The sequence below is a fragment of the Pedobacter sp. genome (assembly GCF_965249885.1).
In the GTDB taxonomy this organism is placed as follows: domain Bacteria; phylum Bacteroidota; class Bacteroidia; order Sphingobacteriales; family Sphingobacteriaceae; genus Pedobacter.
The window spans coordinates 2,703,819-2,722,881 of sequence record NZ_OZ252254.1 but is presented as its reverse complement, the minus strand read 5'-3'; the positions used below and the strand labels follow the sequence as shown (position 1 = coordinate 2,722,881).

Here is a 19,063-nt window from a genome sequence, read left to right as displayed (position 1 = left end):
CATGAAAAAATTGATGCCCCTAGCACTAGTTACGTTACTAGTTACCACACTTAGCAGTTGCGAATTAATTGGTGGAATTTTTAAAGCTGGTATGTGGACCGGCGTTATTTTAGTAGTAGTTGTAGTTGCGTTAATAATTTGGATTGCGGCAAAGCTATTTGGAGGAAATAGGAACTAATTACAGAAACACAATATCCGTAATTACCTGCGACCCTGTTTTTTCGTTCAGCTTGTCTACAATGGCACTTTTAACAATGAGGAGTTCGTTCTTCACAACCGAAGATTCGATTCTGACGAATAACTTCCTTTGGTGAACATAAATTTGTTTGGTACGGTTGGCAACGGCCGTACCCATAATTTCTGGCCATATCGCTACAATTCCTGTTTCATCAAACTTGCCACGCAGTTTATAATGATTTAGCAGTTTTTCAATGGCCTGCTTTAAAGTAATGTCGTTTGGCTTACGCATCTAATACACTCCCTTCGCTAACATCAAACAAATCCACGTCTACATTTATCTCATCAAAAACAGCTTTCACTCGTTTCTTATCTGTATCTGTAATAAATATCTGACCAAAATCGTGATGAGAAACCATTTCCATTAGCTTGTGTATGCGGTGCTGATCCAATTTATCAAAAATATCGTCAAGTAATAATAGTGGCTTAAAATTTTTGAACTTTTGCAGATAACTGTACTGTGCCAATTTCAATGCAATCAAGAATGATTTCTGTTGCCCCTGAGATCCAAATTTCTTTAACGGCAATCCTGCTATTTCAAATTGCAACTCATCTTTATGTATACCTACGGTAGTTCGCTCCAATATCCTGTCTTTTTCTATCGACTGTGTCAAAAGCGTTTCAAAGCTTTGATCGCTCAGTTGTGATTGGTAAGTGAGTGAAACCTGTTCAGCCTCATTGGTTAAAAATCTGTAATGCTGATCAAACAATGGAATAAAATCCAATAAGAACTCTTTTCTTTTTTGAAAGATGATATTGCCCGAGGCAACCAATTGCTCATCTAAAATCTGCAGCAAAGTCACATCAAGTGTTTTGGTAGCAGCCACTTGTTTCAATAAAGAATTCCGATTGAGCAAGTGTTTGTTATAAACAATCAGTTCATCTAAATACCTACTATCCGTTTGTGATATTACATTATCTATAAATCTTCTTCTCTCCTCACTGCCATCCATGATAATGTTAATATCGTATGGAGAAATCATCACCACCGGAAACAGGCCAACGTGATCAGCGAGTTTATCGTATTCTTTTTTGTTCCTCTTAAAAGATTTTTTCTGGTTACGTTTTAGCCCACAGGAAATCTTTTCGTTTTTTTCATCTTTATCAAAATCACCCTGTACTAAAAAAAGATCCTCACCTGTTTTTATTTGTTGGCTATCTATTGGATTGAAATAACTTTTGCACAAACACAAATAGTGGATGGCGTCTAACAAATTGGTTTTACCCGCCCCATTATTTCCAACAAAAGCATTCACCGTATTTGAAAACTTCAAATCGGCTGCATTATAGTTTTTAAAATTTAAAAGGGTTAGATTTTTAAGCCACATATCAGATTTAACAAAGTTACCCATTTTCTACTAGCTCGCATAGCCAAGTTTCACAAACTATTTTACAGCTACTTAAACAAATGATTTAAAAAGAGTTGATACTTTAAATGAAAAATGTATTTTTGCAATCCTTTAATTTTAAACTAAAAATGTCTTCAACAGAAAAAGAAACTGCACAAGCAGTTAAAAAAGGTTCATTTATACAAGAAAACACAAAAAGCTTAGCTTTTATTGCTGCTGCAATTATAGTTTTAGCAGGTATATTTATTTGGTATCAAGGTGTTTATTTGAAAAATAGAGCAGAAGATGCATCAAAAGAAATGTTCAAAGCTGAACAATTCGTAGGTATTGACTCGTTGGCCGATAAAGCAATCAAAGGTGAAGGCGGCTATGCAGGCTTGGAAAAAATTGCTGAAGAGTATGAAAACACCAAATCTGCAAACTTAGCTAACCTTTATTTAGGCGGTCTTTATCTTCGTAAAGGAGAATACAAAAAAGCAGTTGATGCCTTGAGCAAATACAGTGCAACTGGTAGTGCTGTTATTGATCCATTAGCTTTAGGTTTATTGGGAGATGCATATAGCGAGTTAAAAGACTACAAACAAGCTGCTACCTACTATAAAAAAGCAGTGGATAAGTCTACCAACAACTTCACTTCTCCATTATTTCTTAAAAAATTAGGCTTGGTTAACGAGAATTTAAAAGATTTCAAAGGTGCTGAAGAAGCTTATAGCAAAATCAAAGCTGAGTTTCCTAACAGCCAAGAAGCACAAATGATTGATGCTTATATCGCTAGAGCTGCTGCCAAAGCTAAATAATATTACTCTTTTGAGAGATCCTGAAGCCTCGACAGTTAGTCGGGGCTTTTTTTTGCCCTACCGCCACTGCAATGTTTCGCCGCCCACAAGTAAAACCTTATATTTGCACTATGGCAACACACCTTAAAAACCTATCAGATTTTTCGCACACAACCATCCCTTCGGGCAAAGGCTTTAAAATTGCTATTGTTGTAGCCGAGTGGAATGCAAAAATAACCGGAGCGCTTTATCAAGGCGCTTTCAACACTCTTATTAAACATGAGGTTAATGAAGATGACATCCTTTCTTTAACTGTACCTGGCACGTTTGAACTAGCTGGAGCAGCCGATATTTTATTGAACAAGAGAAAAGATGTTGATGCCGTTATTTGTATTGGCTGCGTAATACAGGGCGACACCAAACATTTTGATTTTATTTGCGAGGCCGCTGCACAAGGCATCACCAACGTTGGAATAAAATATAGCAAACCAGTAATTTTTGGTGTACTTACTACAAATGATGAGCAGCAAGCCATTGACCGTGCAGGTGGTAAGCATGGTAACAAAGGTGACGAAGCTGCAATTACTGCATTAAAAATGGTGGAGTACGCCTTAAATCTTTAGGTAAAAAAAATGCTTTATACGGATTTTTCAAATTTTACGTTTAACTTGTAACTTTTTCCTACTTTAGTAGTTCAAAATCAACAAAATGAAGAAAATTGCTATTCTATTGTTATTCGCATTCTGCGCAATTGCAGTATTAGAATCTTGCTCAAACCGTCTATGCCCTGCCTATAGCTCTTACCCTGAAGCTAAAGGAAGAAGGAGATAAGATGCATAATTGGACAGATTTAAATCAAACTTCACAAATTGACAGCCTTAAAAATGCTGAAGGCTATAGCATTATATTTAAACATAGCACCCGTTGTTCTATCAGTTTAATGGCCAAGCGTAGTTTTGAAAGAGATTGGGATGTGATTCCTGGTCAAGTAAGCTTTTATTTCTTAGACCTTATTAATCACAGAGACGTTTCTGCTTATATTGCTGAAACTTTCAAGGTATATCATGAATCGCCACAGCTATTATTAATCAAGGATGGTGAATGTATTTTGGACTCTTCACATAGTGATATCTCCGCGGATGAAGTAGCGGAGGTGATGAACTCTTAATTCTTTTTTCAAAAAATATAACGTATAAAAAACGGCTTGTACCAAATGGAACAAGCCGTTTTTTCGTTACTATTAAATCTAATTAAGTTAGTTGCACAAAGCACCTTCATTGAGCTTTAACGCTGCCGATGTACGCTGACGAACCTCTTGACAAAGTTCATCATCTTCTGCTAGTTTTTGCCCAAAACTTGGGATCATCTCCCTGATTTTACTCTGCCATTCCGCAGTCTGCATTTGCTTTTTAAAGCAGCGGTTTAGCAAATCAATCATAATGGAAACTGCAGTAGAAGCACCTGGTGAAGCTCCTAGCAAGGCAGCAATCGAACCATCTCCTGCATTCACCACCTCTGTTCCAAATTCCAAAATACCTCCGCCGCTAGGCTTCTTTTTAATTACCTGCACACGCTGGCCGGCAATTTCCAACTCCCAATCCTTAAACTCAGCATTAGGCATATATTCTTTCAGTGCCTCAAATCTGTCTTCTGGCGACTGACGTACTTGTTCTATCAGGTACTTAGTCAAATCGATACTCTTCAATCCAGCAGATATCATCGGGCGGATATTGCTGAATTTGATGGATGCTGCTAAATCGAAATAAGAGCCGTTCTTTAAAAACTTGGTTGAGAAACCTGCATAAGGACCAAAAAGCAGTGCTTGTTTACCGTTAATGACACGAGTGTCCAAATGTGGCACCGACATTGGTGGGGCACCAACTGCCGCTTTTCCGTAAACCTTTGCATGGTGGCGTGCAATTACTTCTTCGTTAGTACATTTTAACCACTGTCCGCTTACCGGAAAACCGCCAAAACCTTTACCTTCTTTAATATCCGCTTTCTCTAACAATAACAGCGAACCACCTCCGGCACCAATAAACACAAATTTCGCTAAGCGCTTTCTTCTTTTTCCGCTATCTAAATTTTTAACCTTAACTTCCCACGTTCCATTATCTTGCTTATCTAAATCTCGTATTTCGTGGTGAAAGTGTAAGGTAACATTGTCTTGCTTTGCCAAGTAGTTAAACATCTCTCGAGTTAAGGAACCGAAATTCACATCAGTCCCTAAATCAACTTTCGTTGCTGCAATCGGCTCGTTATCGTCACGACCTTCCATTACCAAGGGAATCCACTCTTTAATTTCCGATGGATTTTCGCTGTATTGCATTTCGGCGAAAAGATTACAGGTTTTGAGATTGTTGTAACGGCTTTTGAGATATTCTACATTTTTTTTGCCCCAAACAAAGCTCAAATGAGGAATGTTCCTGATAAAAGCGCAGGGATCAGTCACAATTCCTTTCTCTAATAGATAGGTCCAAAATTGCTTAGATACCTCAAAAGATTCAGCGATAGATACCGCCTTCTTAATATCAACACTTCCATTAGGCTTTTGTGGCGTATAGTTTAGTTCGCAGAATGCAGAATGGCCTGTACCTGCATTATTCCAAGCATCGGAACTTTCTGCAGCGGCTACATCCAAACGTTCATAAATTTCTATACTTAATTGAGGATTTAGTTCTTTGAGCAACACGCCAAGCGTGGCGCTCATAATTCCAGCACCTATTAAAATAACATCTGCGTCGGTTTCCACAACCGTCTTTTTCTTTTTGCTCATCTTAAAACCAAATATAAACGCCTTTGATTTGTATCGCGGGCTGTAAAAATCAATAGAGGAACGTTAGCTCCTGTTTAATGTCTGGATGCAAACTATATGAAACCGGGCATGTCTTAGCTGAACGTTCTATGATCGCCCTTTGTTTTTCAGAATAGTTAAATTCTGGAAACTTCAGCTTCACATGAATTTCACTTACACGCCTAGGATCTTGCGCCATCACCTTGGTAATTTCCGCTGTGGCACCATCAATACTAAAATCGTGGCTTTTGGCAGCAATACCTACAATAGTTAGCATACAATTCCCCAACGAAGTTGCAAGTAAGTCCGTCGGCGAAAAAGCTTCGCCTTTACCCTGGTTGTCGATAGGTGCGTCGGTAATGATCTTATCACCGGATGCCAAATGAACTGAGACCGTTCTTAACTCACCTTGATAAGTTACTTTTGACGTTGCCATTTTCTTAATTTTCGCAAATTTAATGCTTAAAATCAAAATTTTACGCAAACAACCTTAAGTTTTATTGACGTTTTTACAATACCACTATAAATCCGTTCAAAATTTCAAGAACATTAAAAAAGCGAACGCTTTATTTGGAAGAAATAAAATGTATTAGAACAAAATTTTCAGGCTAAAATGGCGGGTTAATAGAAATGGTACTATTTGACCTATATACCGATGGGGAAACACCAGTATATTTCTTAAAAAACTTACCAAAAAATGATTGATCACTAAACTTAAGTTCGTCGGCCACTTGCGACACGTTCATTACATGTGAAGACAATAAAACTTTTGCCTCGTTAATCAACATCTCATCTATAATTTCGCCAGCAGTTTTACCGGTCACCTGCTTCACTACTTGCGAAAGATGCCTTGAGGTAACAAAAAGCTCTTTAGCATAATGTTGCACACGCTTTTCACGCTTGAAATGCTCGCTGAGCAAGTTTAAAAAGTTGGTAGTTAACTCTTCTTTTCGATTAAGCTTTACCGACAAAAACACCCTACGTTTACTATAAATTAATAAAACCTCGTGTAGTACAGATATAAAACTGTGCCGTACAATATCTTTAAAATGCGGCGTAACCTCAGGCAAATTGATTTTTCTCTTTAACGAAAGCAGCGTAAATTCCAGTTCTTTAAACTCTTCTTCTTGTAAAGAAAATTTATGAACCAAATCCGACGAGAACAAATGAACAATTTCGGCGCCATTTAAAAAAACGCCCTGCTCCTTCAAATAATCTTTCTTGAACCCAAGTGTAATGAAATCTATATCGGCAGACATTTCGAGCAGTTCACAAATACTTCCCGGAGTAACTAAAAACACATCTTTTGCTTTAAGGGTATTTTTAGCGAAGTTGCTTTGGAACAGTAACGTGCCATTTTTTACCAAAATTACGGCAAAAGAATTTGATCTAAACGGTTCATTAAACCTCATCATAGGCTTAATTTCAATGCTAGTAAACACGTTCATCTTACCGCCGTTTACCAAATCCTTTTCAGCACAATCACCGCCTACCAAGTTTTCCATTCTAATAAATTAAAAGATGCTACAAAGATGATTAAAGGTGAGGCAAATACGCAAATGCAAAATTTATTTTTTTTGAAGGCTTAAAATAATCTTTATGAAGTTAAATATTTCAGCTTTAAAAAAAGTAGTTATTAAATGCCATATCCATAAAAAATAGCATAAAGTAACAACTATTAAAAACGCTTACAAAACAACCAATTAAACAAATGATTAAAAAAACGTATTTTTGCACCGAAAACGTGATTTAAAAAAGCAAAACATCATTTAACACTGTTAGCTATGTCGTTTTGTTTGCTAAATGTCAGAATAATAAAAATAATACTTTTTGACCAATAACCCTTACTTTTAAACCATGTTTAAGTACAGAAAGTTGTGTTAAATTTGCGAGATTTATTAATTCCCATTTATTAAATCGTTAAATTTATATTATGTTATGAAGTAACATATACAACGATGCACAAGTCTAACTTCAATTTGAAGTTATTCTTTTAGCCTAAAAAGAATTATTAATCAACTACAAATGAACTAATTGCGTAACACTTATGCGTAAAAAATTACAAGATAGAGTAGCTTCGTTTCAAGATGCTAAAAGAATTAAAGAGCAAGGGCTTTACCCATATTTTCGCTCTATTTCTTCTGCTCAGGATACGGAAGTTATTATAGATGGCAAGGAAGTTTTAATGTTTGGATCCAACTCATATCTTGGGTTAACCAACCACCCAAAGATTAAGGAAGCCGCTCAAAAAGCCATTGAAAAATATGGAACTGGTTGTGCAGGATCTCGTTTTTTAAATGGGACTTTAGACATCCACCTCGAGTTAGAAAGCCGCTTAGCTGCCTATGTAGGTAAGGAAGCAGCTGTTTTATTTAGCACTGGTTTTCAGGTTAATTTAGGCGTAATTTCTTGTTTACTTGACCGAAATGACTACCTAGTGTTAGATGAATATGATCACGCATCGATTATCGATGGAAGCCGTTTATCATTTTCACGTTCCATAAAATATGCTCACAATGACATGAACGATCTGCGTGCTAAACTCAGTCGTTTACCTGAAGACGCAGCTAAATTGATCGTTTCAGACGGTATTTTTAGTATGGAAGGTGATTTGGTTAATCTACCAGAAATGGTAAAAATCGCCGACGAATTTGGCGCAAACATCATGATGGATGATGCACATAGCTTAGGGGTGATTGGATTTAACGGAGCCGGCACTGCTTCTCACTTTAACCTCACCAAAGAGGTTGATTTGATTATGAGCACCTTCAGCAAATCATTGGCCTCTTTGGGCGGCTTTATAGCTGCAGATGAGGACACTATTGAATTTATCAAACATCGGGCTCGTTCGTTAATGTTTAGTGCAAGTATGACACCGGCATCTGTAGCAAGTGTCTTGGCTGCTTTAGACATTATTGAATCTGAACCGGAACGTATCGACAAATTATGGGCGAACACTAATTATGCGAAGAAATTGCTATTAGACGCTGGTTTTGACATCGGACATCCAGAAAGTCCAATTTTGCCAATCTACATCAGAGATAATGCAAAAACGTTCATGATTACAAACATCCTACAACAAAACGGAATATTTGTAAACCCAGTGGTTTCTCCTGCAGTCCCATCAGATGCTTCGCTAATCAGGTTCTCTTTAATGGCTACCCACACTTTTGAACAAATTGAAATTGCAGTGGACAAATTAAAGTCAGCTTTTAAACAAGCAAGTGTAAACTTAGTTAGCGCTTCGGCATAAGATGGCACAAATTATACCTGTTACCAGCAAAAAGTTGTTAGCCAAGTTCATCGATTTTCCGCATGAGCTTTATAAAAATGATCCATTTTATGTGCCTGAACTGCACATTGCTCAACGTGATATGCTTACCCCAGGCAAGCACCCATTTTATGAGCATGCCAAACTTCAAGCATTTTTAGCTTACGAAGGCGAAAAAATAGTGGGACGGGTGGCCGCGATTATTAACGGCAATCACAATGCTACCAAAAATGTAAGTGAAGGCTTCTTTGGTTTTTTTGATAGCGTAAATGATAAAAACGTGAGCAGGCAATTGCTTGATGCTGCACAAAATTGGTTAAAAGAAAACGGACAAACCAAAATTATGGGCCCTGTTAATTTTTCAACCAATGATATCTGTGGCTTGCTAGTAAAAGGTTTTGATGGCCCTCCTGTTGCCATGATGCCTTACAATGCTCCCTATTACTTGGATTTACTTGAAGACTTCGGTTTTACAAAAAAGGTTGACCTAAGAGCTTATAAATATACTGCAGGCAATTATAATGACCGATCTGTGAGCTTGCTGGAAGGATTGGAAAACAGGTTACAACGCAGCAACATAGTTATCAGAAAAATCAACCTTAAAAAATTTAAGGAAGAAGCTGCCGCACTGAGAGAAGTTTACAACAAAGCTTGGGATAAAAACCTCGGTTTTGTACCCATGACCGACAAAGAGTTTGACTATACTGCTAATGATTTAAAATTAGTATTAGACACTGACTTTTGTTACATCGCTGAGCAGGAAGGTAAAATTGTTGGATTCGCTTTAGCAATTCCAGACATCAACCAAATCTTAATCAAAATTAAAAGAGGCAGACTTTTTCCTACTGGCCTTTTAAAATTATTGTTAGGAAAAAAGAAAATCAATGGTATCCGAATTTTGTTGTTAGGAGTAATTGACGGCTACAGAAAACTAGGAATTGAGGCCTGCTTATACGGAAGAATCATTAAAGCTTTCAAAGCAAGAAACTTTCAATATGCCGAAGCAAGCTGGACATTAGAAGATAATGATATGGTTAACCGACCGATTGAAAATATTGGCGGACAACTTTACAGAGAATATAGAATTTTAGAAAAAGACATATAAAGTTGGGATGTATTTGGAACTCACAACTAAGTTAATTAATTAAAAGGTGCTTTGTCCCTTCCTATTTTATTAGGTGTATTGGGCGGGCTAATGAAAATGAGCAAAAAAGTATTGATTACTGGCGCTAGCGGATTTGTAGGCTATCACTTAATTGCAAAAGCGATTGAAAATGGCTTGGAAGTATACGCAGCAGTTCGACCAAATAGCATTATTTCGCAGCTTAAAAACCTTCCTGTTAATTATGTCAATTTAAACTTTAGTTCCGTAAATGACCTCAAAGCTGAGTTAGAGGACAAACAATATGCCTACATTATACATGCAGCCGGTACAACAAAAGCAAAAACATTACAAGAGTACAATAAGGTAAATGCCGAGTATAGTAGAAATTTAGCGCTAGCGGCGTCATTGATCAACTACAAGCTAGAAAAATTTATTTTCGTAAGCAGTTTGGCAGCTATTGGCCCAATAACTGACTTTAACGCGAGTATTTACGATGACACAATTGCACAACCCGTAACGTTTTACGGAATGAGCAAAAAATTAGCTGAAGAGTATCTCAATAATATTGAAAATCTGCCGCTAATTACGGTAAGACCAACCGCTGTATATGGTCCACGAGAGAAAGATATTTTTATCCTTTTCAAAACTATTAATCAAGGCTTAGAACCTTATATAGGTTCGTTTAACCAACACCTAAGCTTCATTTATGTAAAAGACTTGGCTGAAATCATCATCCGCTTTTTGACTTCGAATATTGAACACAAAACGTATAATATATCGGATGGCTTAAGCTATAATCGATACGCTTTGGCCGAAGGGTTAAAAAAAGCTTTAAACAAAAAGACGCTTAAAATACATATCCCTTTGTTAATAATTAAGGGCTTAGCAAGCGTTATGGATGCTATTTATGCTAATAGTGCTAAAACTCCAACTCTTAATAAAGAAAAGATCAAAGAGTTAACTGCGCCGAACTGGACCTGTAGCATCGAGAATCTAAAAAAGGACTTACAATTTGTACCTCAATATAATTTGGAAAAAGGTTTAAACGAAACGGTTAAATGGTATAAAGAAAATAACTGGTTGAAATAGGTTGGAGGTGATAAGTTAGCAGATTGCTAAACCAATACCCAGAACTTATTATGTAGAATTTTCAACGTAAAATCTACTTATAAATAAAACTTAATAGGATTAACACATATAATAAACAATAATTAACAGATGAAAAAACAAGTAGAAGGAGCCAATGGAAAACTAGGTATTATGATGCCGGGCCTAGGCGCTGTAGCTACTACCATGATTGCTGGTGTGGTTGCTACTAGAAGAGGTCTATCTAAACCTATTGGTTCTTTAACACAAATGGGTACTATTCGTGTAGGCAAAAGAACAGAAAATAACGAGCCTTTGATTAAGGATTTTGTTCCATTAGCAAAACTGGAAGACTTGGCATTTGGTGGTTGGGATGTGTACGAAGATAACGTTTACGATGCTGCAATGAAGGCTAAGGTGATTGATGGCCATCTTCTATATGATATCAAAGATGAGTTAGAAGCAATTAAACCTTATAAAGCTGCCTTCGATAAAAACTACGTTAAAAACCTTGATGGCACTTATGTTAAAGAAGCTGCTACAAAATGGGATTTGGCACAACAGGTTATCGAAGATATCAAAGACTTTAAAGCTAAAAACAATTGCGAGCGTATCGTATTGGTATGGTGCGGTTCAACTGAAATTTACTTAGAGCCTAGTGAAGTTCACCAAACATTAGCTGCGTTTGAACAAGGCTTAAAAGATAACGATCCGAACATTGCTCCAAGTATGATTTATGCTTACGCAGCTTTGAAATTAGGGTATGCTTATGCTAACGGTGCTCCAAACTTAACAGTTGACATTCCTGCAATGTTAGAGTTAGCTAAACAAACTCAAACGCCTGTTGCCGGTAAAGATTTTAAAACTGGTCAAACATTAATGAAAACTGTTTTGGCTCCAGGTTTAATGGCCCGTTCATTGGGTGTACGTGGTTGGTTTTCAGATAATATCCTTGGTAACCGTGATGGTTTAGTATTGGATGATCCTGATAACTTCAAAACTAAAGAAGTTTCTAAGCTTGGCGTATTGGAAGATATCTTCAAACCAGAAATCAACCAAGATTTATACGGCGATATGTACCACAAAATCCGTATCAACTACTATCCTCCTCACGGTGATAACAAAGAGAGCTGGGATAACATTGATATCTTCGGATGGATGGGTTACAAAATGCAGATCAAGATTAACTTCTTATGCCGCGATTCGATCTTAGCTGCTCCTATCGTTTTAGACTTAGCATTGTTCTCGGATTTAGCTAAACGAGCTGGCATGAGTGGCATCCAAGAATGGTTATCGTTCTACTTAAAATCTCCTCAAACTAAAGAAGGTTTACGTCCGGAGAACGATATCTTCAAACAATTGGAAAAATTGCACAACACATTGCGTTACATCATGGGCGAAGAGTTAATTACTCACTTAGGCCTTGATTATTACGAAGAAGACTAATATCTATCAAATATCAGCAGTGGATAGGCATCTCTCCTATCCACTGCTTTCTACCTAAATAACATAGTGGTTTCCGGCGTTTGTCTGCCTAATGTAAATTGCGATAAAACATGTTAAAACGGCATTAGGAAACTTTAGTTTTAAAAAAAGTTTCCATAGTTTTGCAGCATAATATTTAGTTAAACAAATTGCTTTTTAAACCATAAAATTGGAAACGTGATCTTTTACAAAATCATATCAACAAGTTTGGGAATTGGCTATATAGGCAAAGGTGCCGGCACGTACGCGTCGGTATTCACCTGCTTTTTGTGGTACATTTTGCTAGCTAACGGATATGAAATGAAATTTGCACCGCTGGCAGTTACCCTATTTCTTACGGTTATAGGAATTATCAGCGCAAATAAAGTAGAAATACTTTGGGGCAAAGACCATAACCGAGTGGTTATAGATGAGGTTGCAGGGATGTGCATCAGTCTTTTGTTCATTCCACTGTCTGTTAAGTACATAATTGCCGGATTAATCTTATTTAGATTTTTCGACATAGTAAAACCGTTAGGTGTACGCCAATTAGAAAAATGGCCAGGCGGATGGGGTGTAATGGCAGACGATGTTTTGGCAGGGATTTATGCCAATGTGATACTGCAAGCGGTGGTGTTCTTTAATATTTTTTAAGGAAGATGTTAACCTTTTTGAAAGCACAAGCATCGTCACTAACGGCAACGTTAGTAGATTATGTAACTACTTGGTTTTGTGTGAGTATGTTAGGGTTTTGGTATGTTGCAGGGAGTGTAACAGGAACAGTTGTTGGTGGCTGTGTAAACTTCTATATGGGGCGTAATTGGGTCTTTAACTCGAAAGATAAAGACATTAAACTCCAAATTTTGAAGTACATTTTAGTATGGTGCGGTAATCTTTTGATCGTAACTACGGGAGTTTACATACTCACTCATTTTTTTGGCATAAACTATATGCTATCGAAGATTCTGGTTTCTGGACTAATAGGAACGGTTTACAATTACGTGATGCAGAAGCAATTCATTTTCACACAGTAAAATGAGAAATACATATAAAAAATTGATTTTAGCACTAACTTTTGTTAGTGCAACGGTAATGGGCATATCATCGGCATTTGCTCAAAAAACAGTAATTACAGGTACTGTTAGAGATGCCGTTACGAAAGAAACACTTCCATACGTTTCTATTTTTTTTAACGAAACACGCACAGGTACGCAAACCGACTTAGATGGCAATTTCAAGATTAGCACAAACGAAGATTATAACAAGTTAAAGTTTAATTACGTTGGCTACGAAGTGCTTTATAAAACCATTATGGTTGGCCAAACTCAAAAGCTAGATATTCTTTTAAAGTCTAACGCCCAATCGTTAAATGAAGTAACTATTATTGCCGGCAAACGAAGATATTCCAACAAAAACAATCCTGCAGTTGAGTTAATTAGGCAAGTAATTGAAAATAAAGATAAAAACCAACCAAAAGCCTACGAAACTGTACAATACAAAGAGTACGAAAAAATGCTCTTCTCTATGAGTAATATCTCCGAGAAATTTAAAAATAAACGCATCTTCAAAAATTATCAATTCCTTTTCCAAGAGCAAGACTCAACTCAATTGGGTGGGAAAAACTTATTGCCAATTTATATCCAGGAAAAGCTTGCCGACCAATACTTAAGTTTTGATCCAACTAAAAGCAAAACTGTTGTTTTAGCCGAAAAACAGGTGCAATTTGACAACAGATACATTGATAACCAGGGAATGAAATCGTATTTCGATAGGATGTATCAAAACATCAATATCTACGATAATAACATCTCTGTGATGAGTAACGACTTTTTAAGTCCGATAGCCAATTCGGCTCCAACGTTTTACAAATACTTTATAACCGATACACTTAAAAATCAAAATCCAAAAGTAATTGAGCTTTCATTTACGCCACGCACTAAAGGCGATATGTTATTCGAAGGCAAACTTTATATTACCATGGATGGAAATTATGCTGTTCAGCGTGCCACTTTTGGCGTTAATAAGAACATCAACCTTAACTTTGTTAGGGGAATGGAAATTGAGTTGGGCTTTGAAAAAAACACCGATAACCGTTATTACCTGAGCAAAAGTAATCTCGTGGCAGATTTCGGTATTAACAAAAATAAAGGAATGGGCTTCACAGGCGAAAGAACTGTAAGCTATGACAACTATAAAACCAATGTGGCCATTCCAGATACCGTTTTCTCTGGCAAAAAAATTGAAGTGCTAGCTGATGCCACTAAAAAAACAGATGCTTTTTGGTCGCAAAACCGTTTAGACTCTATTCCTCCACAGCAGCTAAAAATATACAGCAACATTGATACCTTACAAAAATTACCTTCGTTCCGTAGAACAGTTAAACTGGTAACCTTTGTTTTTGCAGGCTATTGGGATTTCGGTCCGTACGAGGTTGGCCCTACCAATACATTCTACAGCTTCAACAATGTGGAAGGCTTCCGTTTACGTTTGGGAGGCCGTACCACTCCTGCGTTAAGCAAGCGTTATTATTTCGAGAACTACGCTGCTTACGGATTTAAAGATGAAAAATGGAAGTTCTTCCTATCTGGCACATACTCTATCAACAACAAGTCTATTTACCAGTTTCCACAGCATTATGTGAGGGCAAGTTTTCAGAGAGACACTAAAATACCTGGACAAGAGCTTCAATTCGTACAAGAAGATAACTTTTTGCTATCGTTTAAACGCGGTGTAAATGACATGTTGTTGTACAACGATTTTTATAGGTTGGATTATGTTAGAGAGTTTGAAAATAGATTCTCGTACAATTTAGGTTTCAAAAAATGGTCGCAGATACCTGCTGGTGGCTTGAACTATGTTGATGCAAGCAATGCTTCAATGATCAACCAAATCACCACATCAGAATTTAGCGTTGGCTTGAGATATGCTAAAAACGAGAAGTTTTATCAGGGGAAAATATACCGTACGCCTATCATCGATAGATATCCGATTTACAACTTGAAATACACTATGGGTGTAAAAGGATTATTGGGCGGCGAATATAACTACCATAATTTCATGGGAAGCGTTGATAAACGTTTTTATCTATCGCAGCTGGGTTTTAGCGATGTACGATTAGAAGGCGGTTACATTATTGGTAAACTACCTTTCCCTTTGTTGGCAGTGCATAGGGCCAACCAAACTTACGCTTACCAACTTAACTCTTACAACTTAATGAACTTCCTAGAATTTGTGAGTGATAGGTATGCTGCTGTAAATATTGATCATAATTTCAACGGATTCTTTCTAAATAAGATACCTTTGCTAAATAAATTGAAGTTACGTGAAATTGTTTCATTTAAGGCGATTTATGGTGGGTTAAGAGACGAGAACAATCCAGAAAAAACAAACAACGGCATTTATAAGCTTCCGAGCTACGACAATGGAATGCAACGTACTTACTCGCTAAACAATGGGCCTTACATGGAGGGTAGTGTTGGATTAGGTAATATTTTCAAACTATTAAGGGTAGATTTGGTTAAGAGATTTAACTATCTCGATCATCCAGAAGTATCTGAGTGGGGAATTAGAGCCAGAGTAAAACTAGATTTTTAAACAATGAAATTGAGAGACAGCCTGCAACTGGGCATTTATAAAGTCATTAATCCTTTTGTAAAGGGCTTGATTAAGCTTGGGCTTACGCCTAATATGGTAACCACCATCGGACTAATGTTGAACATTGGGGTTGCAATTATTTTTATCATTGGCGCTGAGAAATCAAACCGAGGCGAATTGGAATATGTGGGCTGGGCTGGTGCCTTAGTACTTTTTGCTGGGCTTTTCGATATGCTTGATGGACAGGTAGCACGCTTGGGCAACATGAGCTCAAAATTTGGTGCGCTTTACGATTCGGTTTTAGACAGATACAGCGAAATGGTAATGTTTTTAGGTATTTGCTACTACTTGGTATCTCACCATTATTTCTTAAGTTCATTATTTGCATTTATTGCGTTAATTGGTTCAATGATGGTAAGTTACACCCGTGCTCGTGCCGAAGGATTAGGTGTTGAATGTAAGGGCGGTTTAATGCAAAGACCTGAGCGTGTGGTTACAATTGGTGTTTTTGCTATTGCTTGCGGTATTGCCTACAACTTTTTAGGTGGCGATTATAAAGTGTTTGTACCGGGCATCAAGTTTCACATCTTTGAGACGATGACCATATTTACTTTACCTATTGCGATAATGGCCGTTATGACCAATATCACTGCAGTAAACAGGCTAAGAGACGCTAAAAGAGCTTTAGACGCAGTAGAATTTCCGAAAGCAAACAACAAGGCAGCATTAGTAGCAGGCTTAATTTTATTTGCTGGCTTAGGAATTACAAGTGCTCCAAAAGCGATGGCGCAGAATGATGATCCTTCGCCGTTAACTTTCCCAATACCAAAAAACATTGCTAATCAGCTTTTTTATGTACAGCGTGATCCCAACATCAATACCATTATTTGCCAGCTAAATATGGATGAAAGTGGCAACTTGGTTAAAGAACAGCCAGTTAACGTTTTTTGGATGCGTTATGCAGATAAAGAAGGCAAAAAAGATCTAAATTACATCCAACGTAAATTTGCTTATGGCATCCAAACTAAGGATATCGGTAATGGCAATTATGAATTACGTTTCGTGTCGTACAAAAAATTTCCTTTGCTCCTTACCAAATCATCAGCTGATAAAAAATATCACGTTTACGTAACAGCAAATAATAAAAAAATACAATTGGAGCGTATCTTCTTACGCATTGAAGGTGGCAGCTTTTGGGTACCGAACGTGAAATACGTAGAACTTAAAGGCTACGACGCTAGCAATCCAAACAAACCAATAACTGAAAGAATAAAAGTTTAATAACATGGCAAAGAATTTCATATCAAATTCTAAGGAGTCAACAAGAATGTTTAAAAGCGACTTGCTTGAGCCGCTTTCGAAAGTGAAATACTATGTTCCGCTAATAATTTATGTGCCTTTGATACTTTTCTTGGCATGGAAAGCATTATTTGATGTTCAAACTCCAGTGCTTGATTTTATAGGCTGGCTTTTGTTTGGGCTTTTCATCTGGACAATTACCGAGTATGTGCTTCACCGTTGGATATTTCACTTTTATCCAAGCAGCACCTTGGGCAAGCGTATCCATTTTATTTTTCACGGTGTACACCACGATTATCCTAACGACGCCAATCGTTTGGTGATGCCACCATCAGCCAGCATTCCATTGGCATTAGCTTTTTACCTACTATTTAACTGGCTACTACCAGAAAACAAGATATACTCTTTTTTCATCGGTTTTATTGGCGGTTACTTATTTTACGACATGGTGCATTATGCTCTTCATCATGCTAATTTCAAAAGCGGATTTTGGAAAAAGCTGAAGCACCACCACATGTTACATCATTACCAAGATGCTTCTAAAGGTTTTGGCGTAAGCTGGATGTTTTGGGATGGTGTATTCAGGTCGGGATTTGAGAAGAAAACTGAGATAAAATAATCGTTCTCTTATGGCGAGACCGAGTATAAATAAAAACAAATGACATCTGAAATTCCGTCGCAAGAAAAAAAAATAAACCTTAAAAAAGATTTGCCCTTAACTTTGGGCATTTCTGTTTTATACTTGGTCCTTTCCTATTTCTTGGTAGGATTTAAAACAGACCAATTAGTACTTATTGGTATTTTTAATACACTTTATTACCTATCTACAACTACTAGGAAATTCATCATCGGCTTTTCTATTTTCATCGTTTACTGGATCATCTTCGATTACATGAAGGCTTTTCCAAACTACAATTACAACGCGGTACATATCGCGGATTTGTATCAGTTCGAAAAAAGCTTATTTGGGATTAGCCATGAAGGTAAATTATTAACACCTAATGAATATTGGCTACTGCATACTCATTCGTTTTTAGATGTGATGACCGGCGTGTTTTATTTGATGTGGGTTCCAGTGCCCTTAGCTTTTGCCGCATACTTATTTTTTAACGAGAAAAGAAACTTCCTTAATTTTCTACTCACTTTCGTTTGGGTTAATCTATTAGGATTTGTAGTGTATTATCTTTATCCAGCTGCCCCGCCTTGGTATGTGCAACAACATGGATTTGAATTTATAGCAAATACCCCTGGTAACACTGCTGGCTTAGTACGCTTTGATAACTTTTTCGGCATTGAACTTTTTAAATCCATTTACAGCAAAGGTTCTAACGTGTTTGCAGCAATGCCTTCACTACACTCAGCTTATCCGATAATTGTAGTTTATTACGGAGCTAAAGGAAAGTTCCGCAAAGCGAATATCTTTTTTGTAACGGTAATGCTAGGCATTTGGTTCGCAGCAGTTTACACTAGCCACCATTACCTGTCAGATGTACTTGCAGGCATCACTACAGCAATTGTTGGTATATTTTCTTTCAACTGGCTTAAAGAACGAAAACCATTGGCTAACTTTATACAATCGATGTTAAAATTGATTTCGTAATGGAGATTAGCAAGCTTACAAGTGTTACCGACGGTGAATCAGAACAGATATGCGAATTAGCGCTACAGCTAGGATACATTAACAACTTAAATTCCTTAAAACAAAGACTTGCTAACATTATTGCTTTAAACGATCATGCCATTTTTGTAGCTAAGGCCGATGGCGAGATTGTTGGCTGGCTCCATTGTTTAGTTTGTTTAAGGGTAGAAAGTCCAATTTTTGTAGAGATTACAGGTTTAGTTGTACACGAAAACAGTAGAGGAAAACAGCTTGGCCGACATTTGATTGAGGCAAGTAAAAAATGGAGCATCAGTAAGCAAATTGACCAAATCAAACTACGCTGCAACGTAATCCGCAAAGAGAGCCACCAATTCTATCTCTCGCTTGGTTTCTCTTTAAGTAAGGAGCAAAAAGTTTTCGAAATATTGATTTAAGGATATTCCACGACAATATAATATTATTTCGAGCCTGAAATTTTTCTTTAGCGC

Annotated in this window: 20 protein-coding genes; 15 read left to right on the top strand and 5 right to left on the bottom strand. The window is 37.1% G+C overall.

Translation table 11 applies throughout. The features are described 5' to 3' along the window. Position 1 precedes the first annotated feature (1 nt). On the top strand, positions 2-178 hold the full coding sequence (locus tag ACY2A0_RS11575) for a hypothetical protein (protein ID WP_198659555.1): 177 nt from the start codon (positions 2-4) through the stop codon (positions 176-178). Here the strand turns inward: ACY2A0_RS11575 and ACY2A0_RS11570 are convergent, their stop codons facing one another. Both ACY2A0_RS11570 and recF read right to left on the bottom strand, forming a co-directional pair. Next, positions 179-469, bottom strand: coding sequence for a DciA family protein (locus tag ACY2A0_RS11570; RefSeq protein WP_461789613.1), 291 nt, complete (start codon positions 467-469; stop codon positions 179-181). It abuts the gene before it with no gap. Continuing rightward, on the bottom strand, positions 462-1,565 hold the full coding sequence (recF, locus tag ACY2A0_RS11565) for a DNA replication/repair protein RecF (protein ID WP_461791058.1): 1,104 nt from the start codon (positions 1,563-1,565) through the stop codon (positions 462-464). Before recF ends, ACY2A0_RS11570 begins: the two co-directional genes overlap by 8 nt. A 149-nt stretch (positions 1,566-1,714) precedes the next feature. Here recF and ACY2A0_RS11560 point away from each other — a divergent pair, with 149 nt between their 5' ends. The 3 genes from ACY2A0_RS11560 (at position 1,715) to ytxJ (ending at position 3,530) form a co-directional block, all read left to right on the top strand. Beyond that, positions 1,715-2,383: a tetratricopeptide repeat protein gene (locus ACY2A0_RS11560; RefSeq protein ID WP_461789612.1), complete on the top strand. Its 669-nt coding sequence runs from the start codon at positions 1,715-1,717 to the stop codon at positions 2,381-2,383. Positions 2,384-2,493: 110 nt separating this feature from the next. Continuing rightward, positions 2,494-2,985, top strand: a complete 492-nt coding sequence (gene ribH, locus ACY2A0_RS11555) for a 6,7-dimethyl-8-ribityllumazine synthase (RefSeq protein ID WP_461789611.1) — start codon at positions 2,494-2,496, stop codon at positions 2,983-2,985. Between the two features lie 209 nt (positions 2,986-3,194). Next, entirely contained in the window at positions 3,195-3,530 is a 336-nt protein-coding gene (gene ytxJ, locus ACY2A0_RS11550) for a bacillithiol system redox-active protein YtxJ (protein WP_461789610.1), read from the top strand. Positions 3,531-3,617: 87 nt separating this feature from the next. Here the strand turns inward: ytxJ and ACY2A0_RS11545 are convergent, their stop codons facing one another. The 3 genes from ACY2A0_RS11545 to ACY2A0_RS11535 form a co-directional block, all read right to left on the bottom strand. Beyond that, the gene (locus ACY2A0_RS11545; protein ID WP_461789609.1) at positions 3,618-5,138 is read right to left on the bottom strand and encodes a malate:quinone oxidoreductase; all 1,521 of its coding nucleotides are present in this window, start codon (positions 5,136-5,138) and stop codon (positions 3,618-3,620) included. A 49-nt stretch (positions 5,139-5,187) separates the two neighbouring features. Next, positions 5,188-5,592: an OsmC family protein gene (locus ACY2A0_RS11540; RefSeq protein ID WP_461789608.1), complete on the bottom strand. Its 405-nt coding sequence runs from the start codon at positions 5,590-5,592 to the stop codon at positions 5,188-5,190. A gap of 172 nt (positions 5,593-5,764) precedes the next feature. Beyond that, the gene (locus ACY2A0_RS11535; RefSeq protein WP_461789607.1) at positions 5,765-6,661 is read right to left on the bottom strand and encodes a helix-turn-helix domain-containing protein; all 897 of its coding nucleotides are present in this window, start codon (positions 6,659-6,661) and stop codon (positions 5,765-5,767) included. A 542-nt stretch (positions 6,662-7,203) separates the two neighbouring features. Between ACY2A0_RS11535 and spt the strand changes: the two genes are divergently transcribed. The 11 genes from spt to ACY2A0_RS11480 all read left to right on the top strand — a co-directional run bounded on the left by spt (position 7,204) and on the right by ACY2A0_RS11480 (position 19,009). Beyond that, complete coding sequence (gene spt, locus ACY2A0_RS11530) at positions 7,204-8,409, top strand: serine palmitoyltransferase (protein ID WP_461791520.1); 1,206 nt, start codon at positions 7,204-7,206, stop codon at positions 8,407-8,409. 1 nt (position 8,410) lies between these two features. Continuing rightward, positions 8,411-9,532, top strand: a complete 1,122-nt coding sequence (locus ACY2A0_RS11525) for a hypothetical protein (protein ID WP_461789605.1) — start codon at positions 8,411-8,413, stop codon at positions 9,530-9,532. A 96-nt stretch (positions 9,533-9,628) separates the two neighbouring features. Continuing rightward, on the top strand, positions 9,629-10,621 hold the full coding sequence (locus tag ACY2A0_RS11520; protein ID WP_461789604.1) for an NAD-dependent epimerase/dehydratase family protein: 993 nt from the start codon (positions 9,629-9,631) through the stop codon (positions 10,619-10,621). 129 nt (positions 10,622-10,750) lie between these two features. Beyond that, positions 10,751-12,064, top strand: a complete 1,314-nt coding sequence (locus tag ACY2A0_RS11515) for an inositol-3-phosphate synthase (protein WP_461789603.1) — start codon at positions 10,751-10,753, stop codon at positions 12,062-12,064. 216 nt (positions 12,065-12,280) lie between these two features. Next, positions 12,281-12,736, top strand: coding sequence for a phosphatidylglycerophosphatase A family protein (locus ACY2A0_RS11510; RefSeq protein ID WP_461791519.1), 456 nt, complete (start codon positions 12,281-12,283; stop codon positions 12,734-12,736). Between the two features lie 17 nt (positions 12,737-12,753). Next, positions 12,754-13,116 carry a GtrA family protein gene (locus ACY2A0_RS11505; protein ID WP_461791518.1) on the top strand — a complete coding sequence of 121 codons (363 nt, stop codon included), beginning with the start codon at positions 12,754-12,756 and terminating at the stop codon, positions 13,114-13,116. A 1-nt stretch (position 13,117) separates the two neighbouring features. Further along, positions 13,118-15,676, top strand: a complete 2,559-nt coding sequence (locus ACY2A0_RS11500) for a DUF5686 and carboxypeptidase-like regulatory domain-containing protein (protein WP_461789600.1) — start codon at positions 13,118-13,120, stop codon at positions 15,674-15,676. Between the two features lie 3 nt (positions 15,677-15,679). After that, a complete protein-coding gene (locus ACY2A0_RS11495) occupies positions 15,680-16,957 on the top strand; it encodes a DUF4833 domain-containing protein (protein WP_461789599.1) in 1,278 nt (425 codons plus the stop codon). A gap of 4 nt (positions 16,958-16,961) precedes the next feature. After that, positions 16,962-17,594, top strand: coding sequence for a sterol desaturase family protein (locus ACY2A0_RS11490; RefSeq protein ID WP_461789598.1), 633 nt, complete (start codon positions 16,962-16,964; stop codon positions 17,592-17,594). 39 nt (positions 17,595-17,633) lie between these two features. Continuing rightward, positions 17,634-18,575: a phosphatase PAP2 family protein gene (locus ACY2A0_RS11485; protein WP_461789597.1), complete on the top strand. Its 942-nt coding sequence runs from the start codon at positions 17,634-17,636 to the stop codon at positions 18,573-18,575. After that, a complete protein-coding gene (locus ACY2A0_RS11480; protein ID WP_461789596.1) occupies positions 18,575-19,009 on the top strand; it encodes a GNAT family N-acetyltransferase in 435 nt (144 codons plus the stop codon). Before ACY2A0_RS11485 ends, ACY2A0_RS11480 begins: the two co-directional genes overlap by 1 nt. Positions 19,010-19,063 lie beyond the last annotated feature (54 nt).

Excerpts from the sequence above, each read along its gene's own strand:
- ACY2A0_RS11560 (WP_461789612.1), top strand. The coding sequence starts at position 1,715 with ATGTCTTCAACAGAAAAAGAAACTGCACAAGCAGTTAAAAAAGGTTCA.
- ACY2A0_RS11570 (WP_461789613.1), bottom strand. The coding sequence starts at position 469 with ATGCGTAAGCCAAACGACATTACTTTAAAGCAGGCCATTGAAAAACTG.
- ACY2A0_RS11480 (WP_461789596.1), top strand. The coding sequence starts at position 18,575 with ATGGAGATTAGCAAGCTTACAAGTGTTACCGACGGTGAATCAGAACAG.
- recF (WP_461791058.1), bottom strand. The coding sequence starts at position 1,565 with ATGTGGCTTAAAAATCTAACCCTTTTAAATTTTAAAAACTATAATGCA.
- ACY2A0_RS11545 (WP_461789609.1), bottom strand. The coding sequence starts at position 5,138 with ATGAGCAAAAAGAAAAAGACGGTTGTGGAAACCGACGCAGATGTTATT.
- ACY2A0_RS11525 (WP_461789605.1), top strand. The coding sequence starts at position 8,411 with ATGGCACAAATTATACCTGTTACCAGCAAAAAGTTGTTAGCCAAGTTC.
- ACY2A0_RS11575 (WP_198659555.1), top strand. The coding sequence starts at position 2 with ATGAAAAAATTGATGCCCCTAGCACTAGTTACGTTACTAGTTACCACA.
- ACY2A0_RS11500 (WP_461789600.1), top strand. The coding sequence starts at position 13,118 with ATGAGAAATACATATAAAAAATTGATTTTAGCACTAACTTTTGTTAGT.
- ytxJ (WP_461789610.1), top strand. The coding sequence starts at position 3,195 with ATGCATAATTGGACAGATTTAAATCAAACTTCACAAATTGACAGCCTT.
- spt (WP_461791520.1), top strand. The coding sequence starts at position 7,204 with ATGCGTAAAAAATTACAAGATAGAGTAGCTTCGTTTCAAGATGCTAAA.
- ACY2A0_RS11490 (WP_461789598.1), top strand. The coding sequence starts at position 16,962 with ATGGCAAAGAATTTCATATCAAATTCTAAGGAGTCAACAAGAATGTTT.
- ACY2A0_RS11485 (WP_461789597.1), top strand. The coding sequence starts at position 17,634 with ATGACATCTGAAATTCCGTCGCAAGAAAAAAAAATAAACCTTAAAAAA.
- ACY2A0_RS11520 (WP_461789604.1), top strand. The coding sequence starts at position 9,629 with ATGAGCAAAAAAGTATTGATTACTGGCGCTAGCGGATTTGTAGGCTAT.
- ACY2A0_RS11540 (WP_461789608.1), bottom strand. The coding sequence starts at position 5,592 with ATGGCAACGTCAAAAGTAACTTATCAAGGTGAGTTAAGAACGGTCTCA.
- ribH (WP_461789611.1), top strand. The coding sequence starts at position 2,494 with ATGGCAACACACCTTAAAAACCTATCAGATTTTTCGCACACAACCATC.
- ACY2A0_RS11515 (WP_461789603.1), top strand. The coding sequence starts at position 10,751 with ATGAAAAAACAAGTAGAAGGAGCCAATGGAAAACTAGGTATTATGATG.
- ACY2A0_RS11495 (WP_461789599.1), top strand. The coding sequence starts at position 15,680 with ATGAAATTGAGAGACAGCCTGCAACTGGGCATTTATAAAGTCATTAAT.
- ACY2A0_RS11535 (WP_461789607.1), bottom strand. The coding sequence starts at position 6,661 with ATGGAAAACTTGGTAGGCGGTGATTGTGCTGAAAAGGATTTGGTAAAC.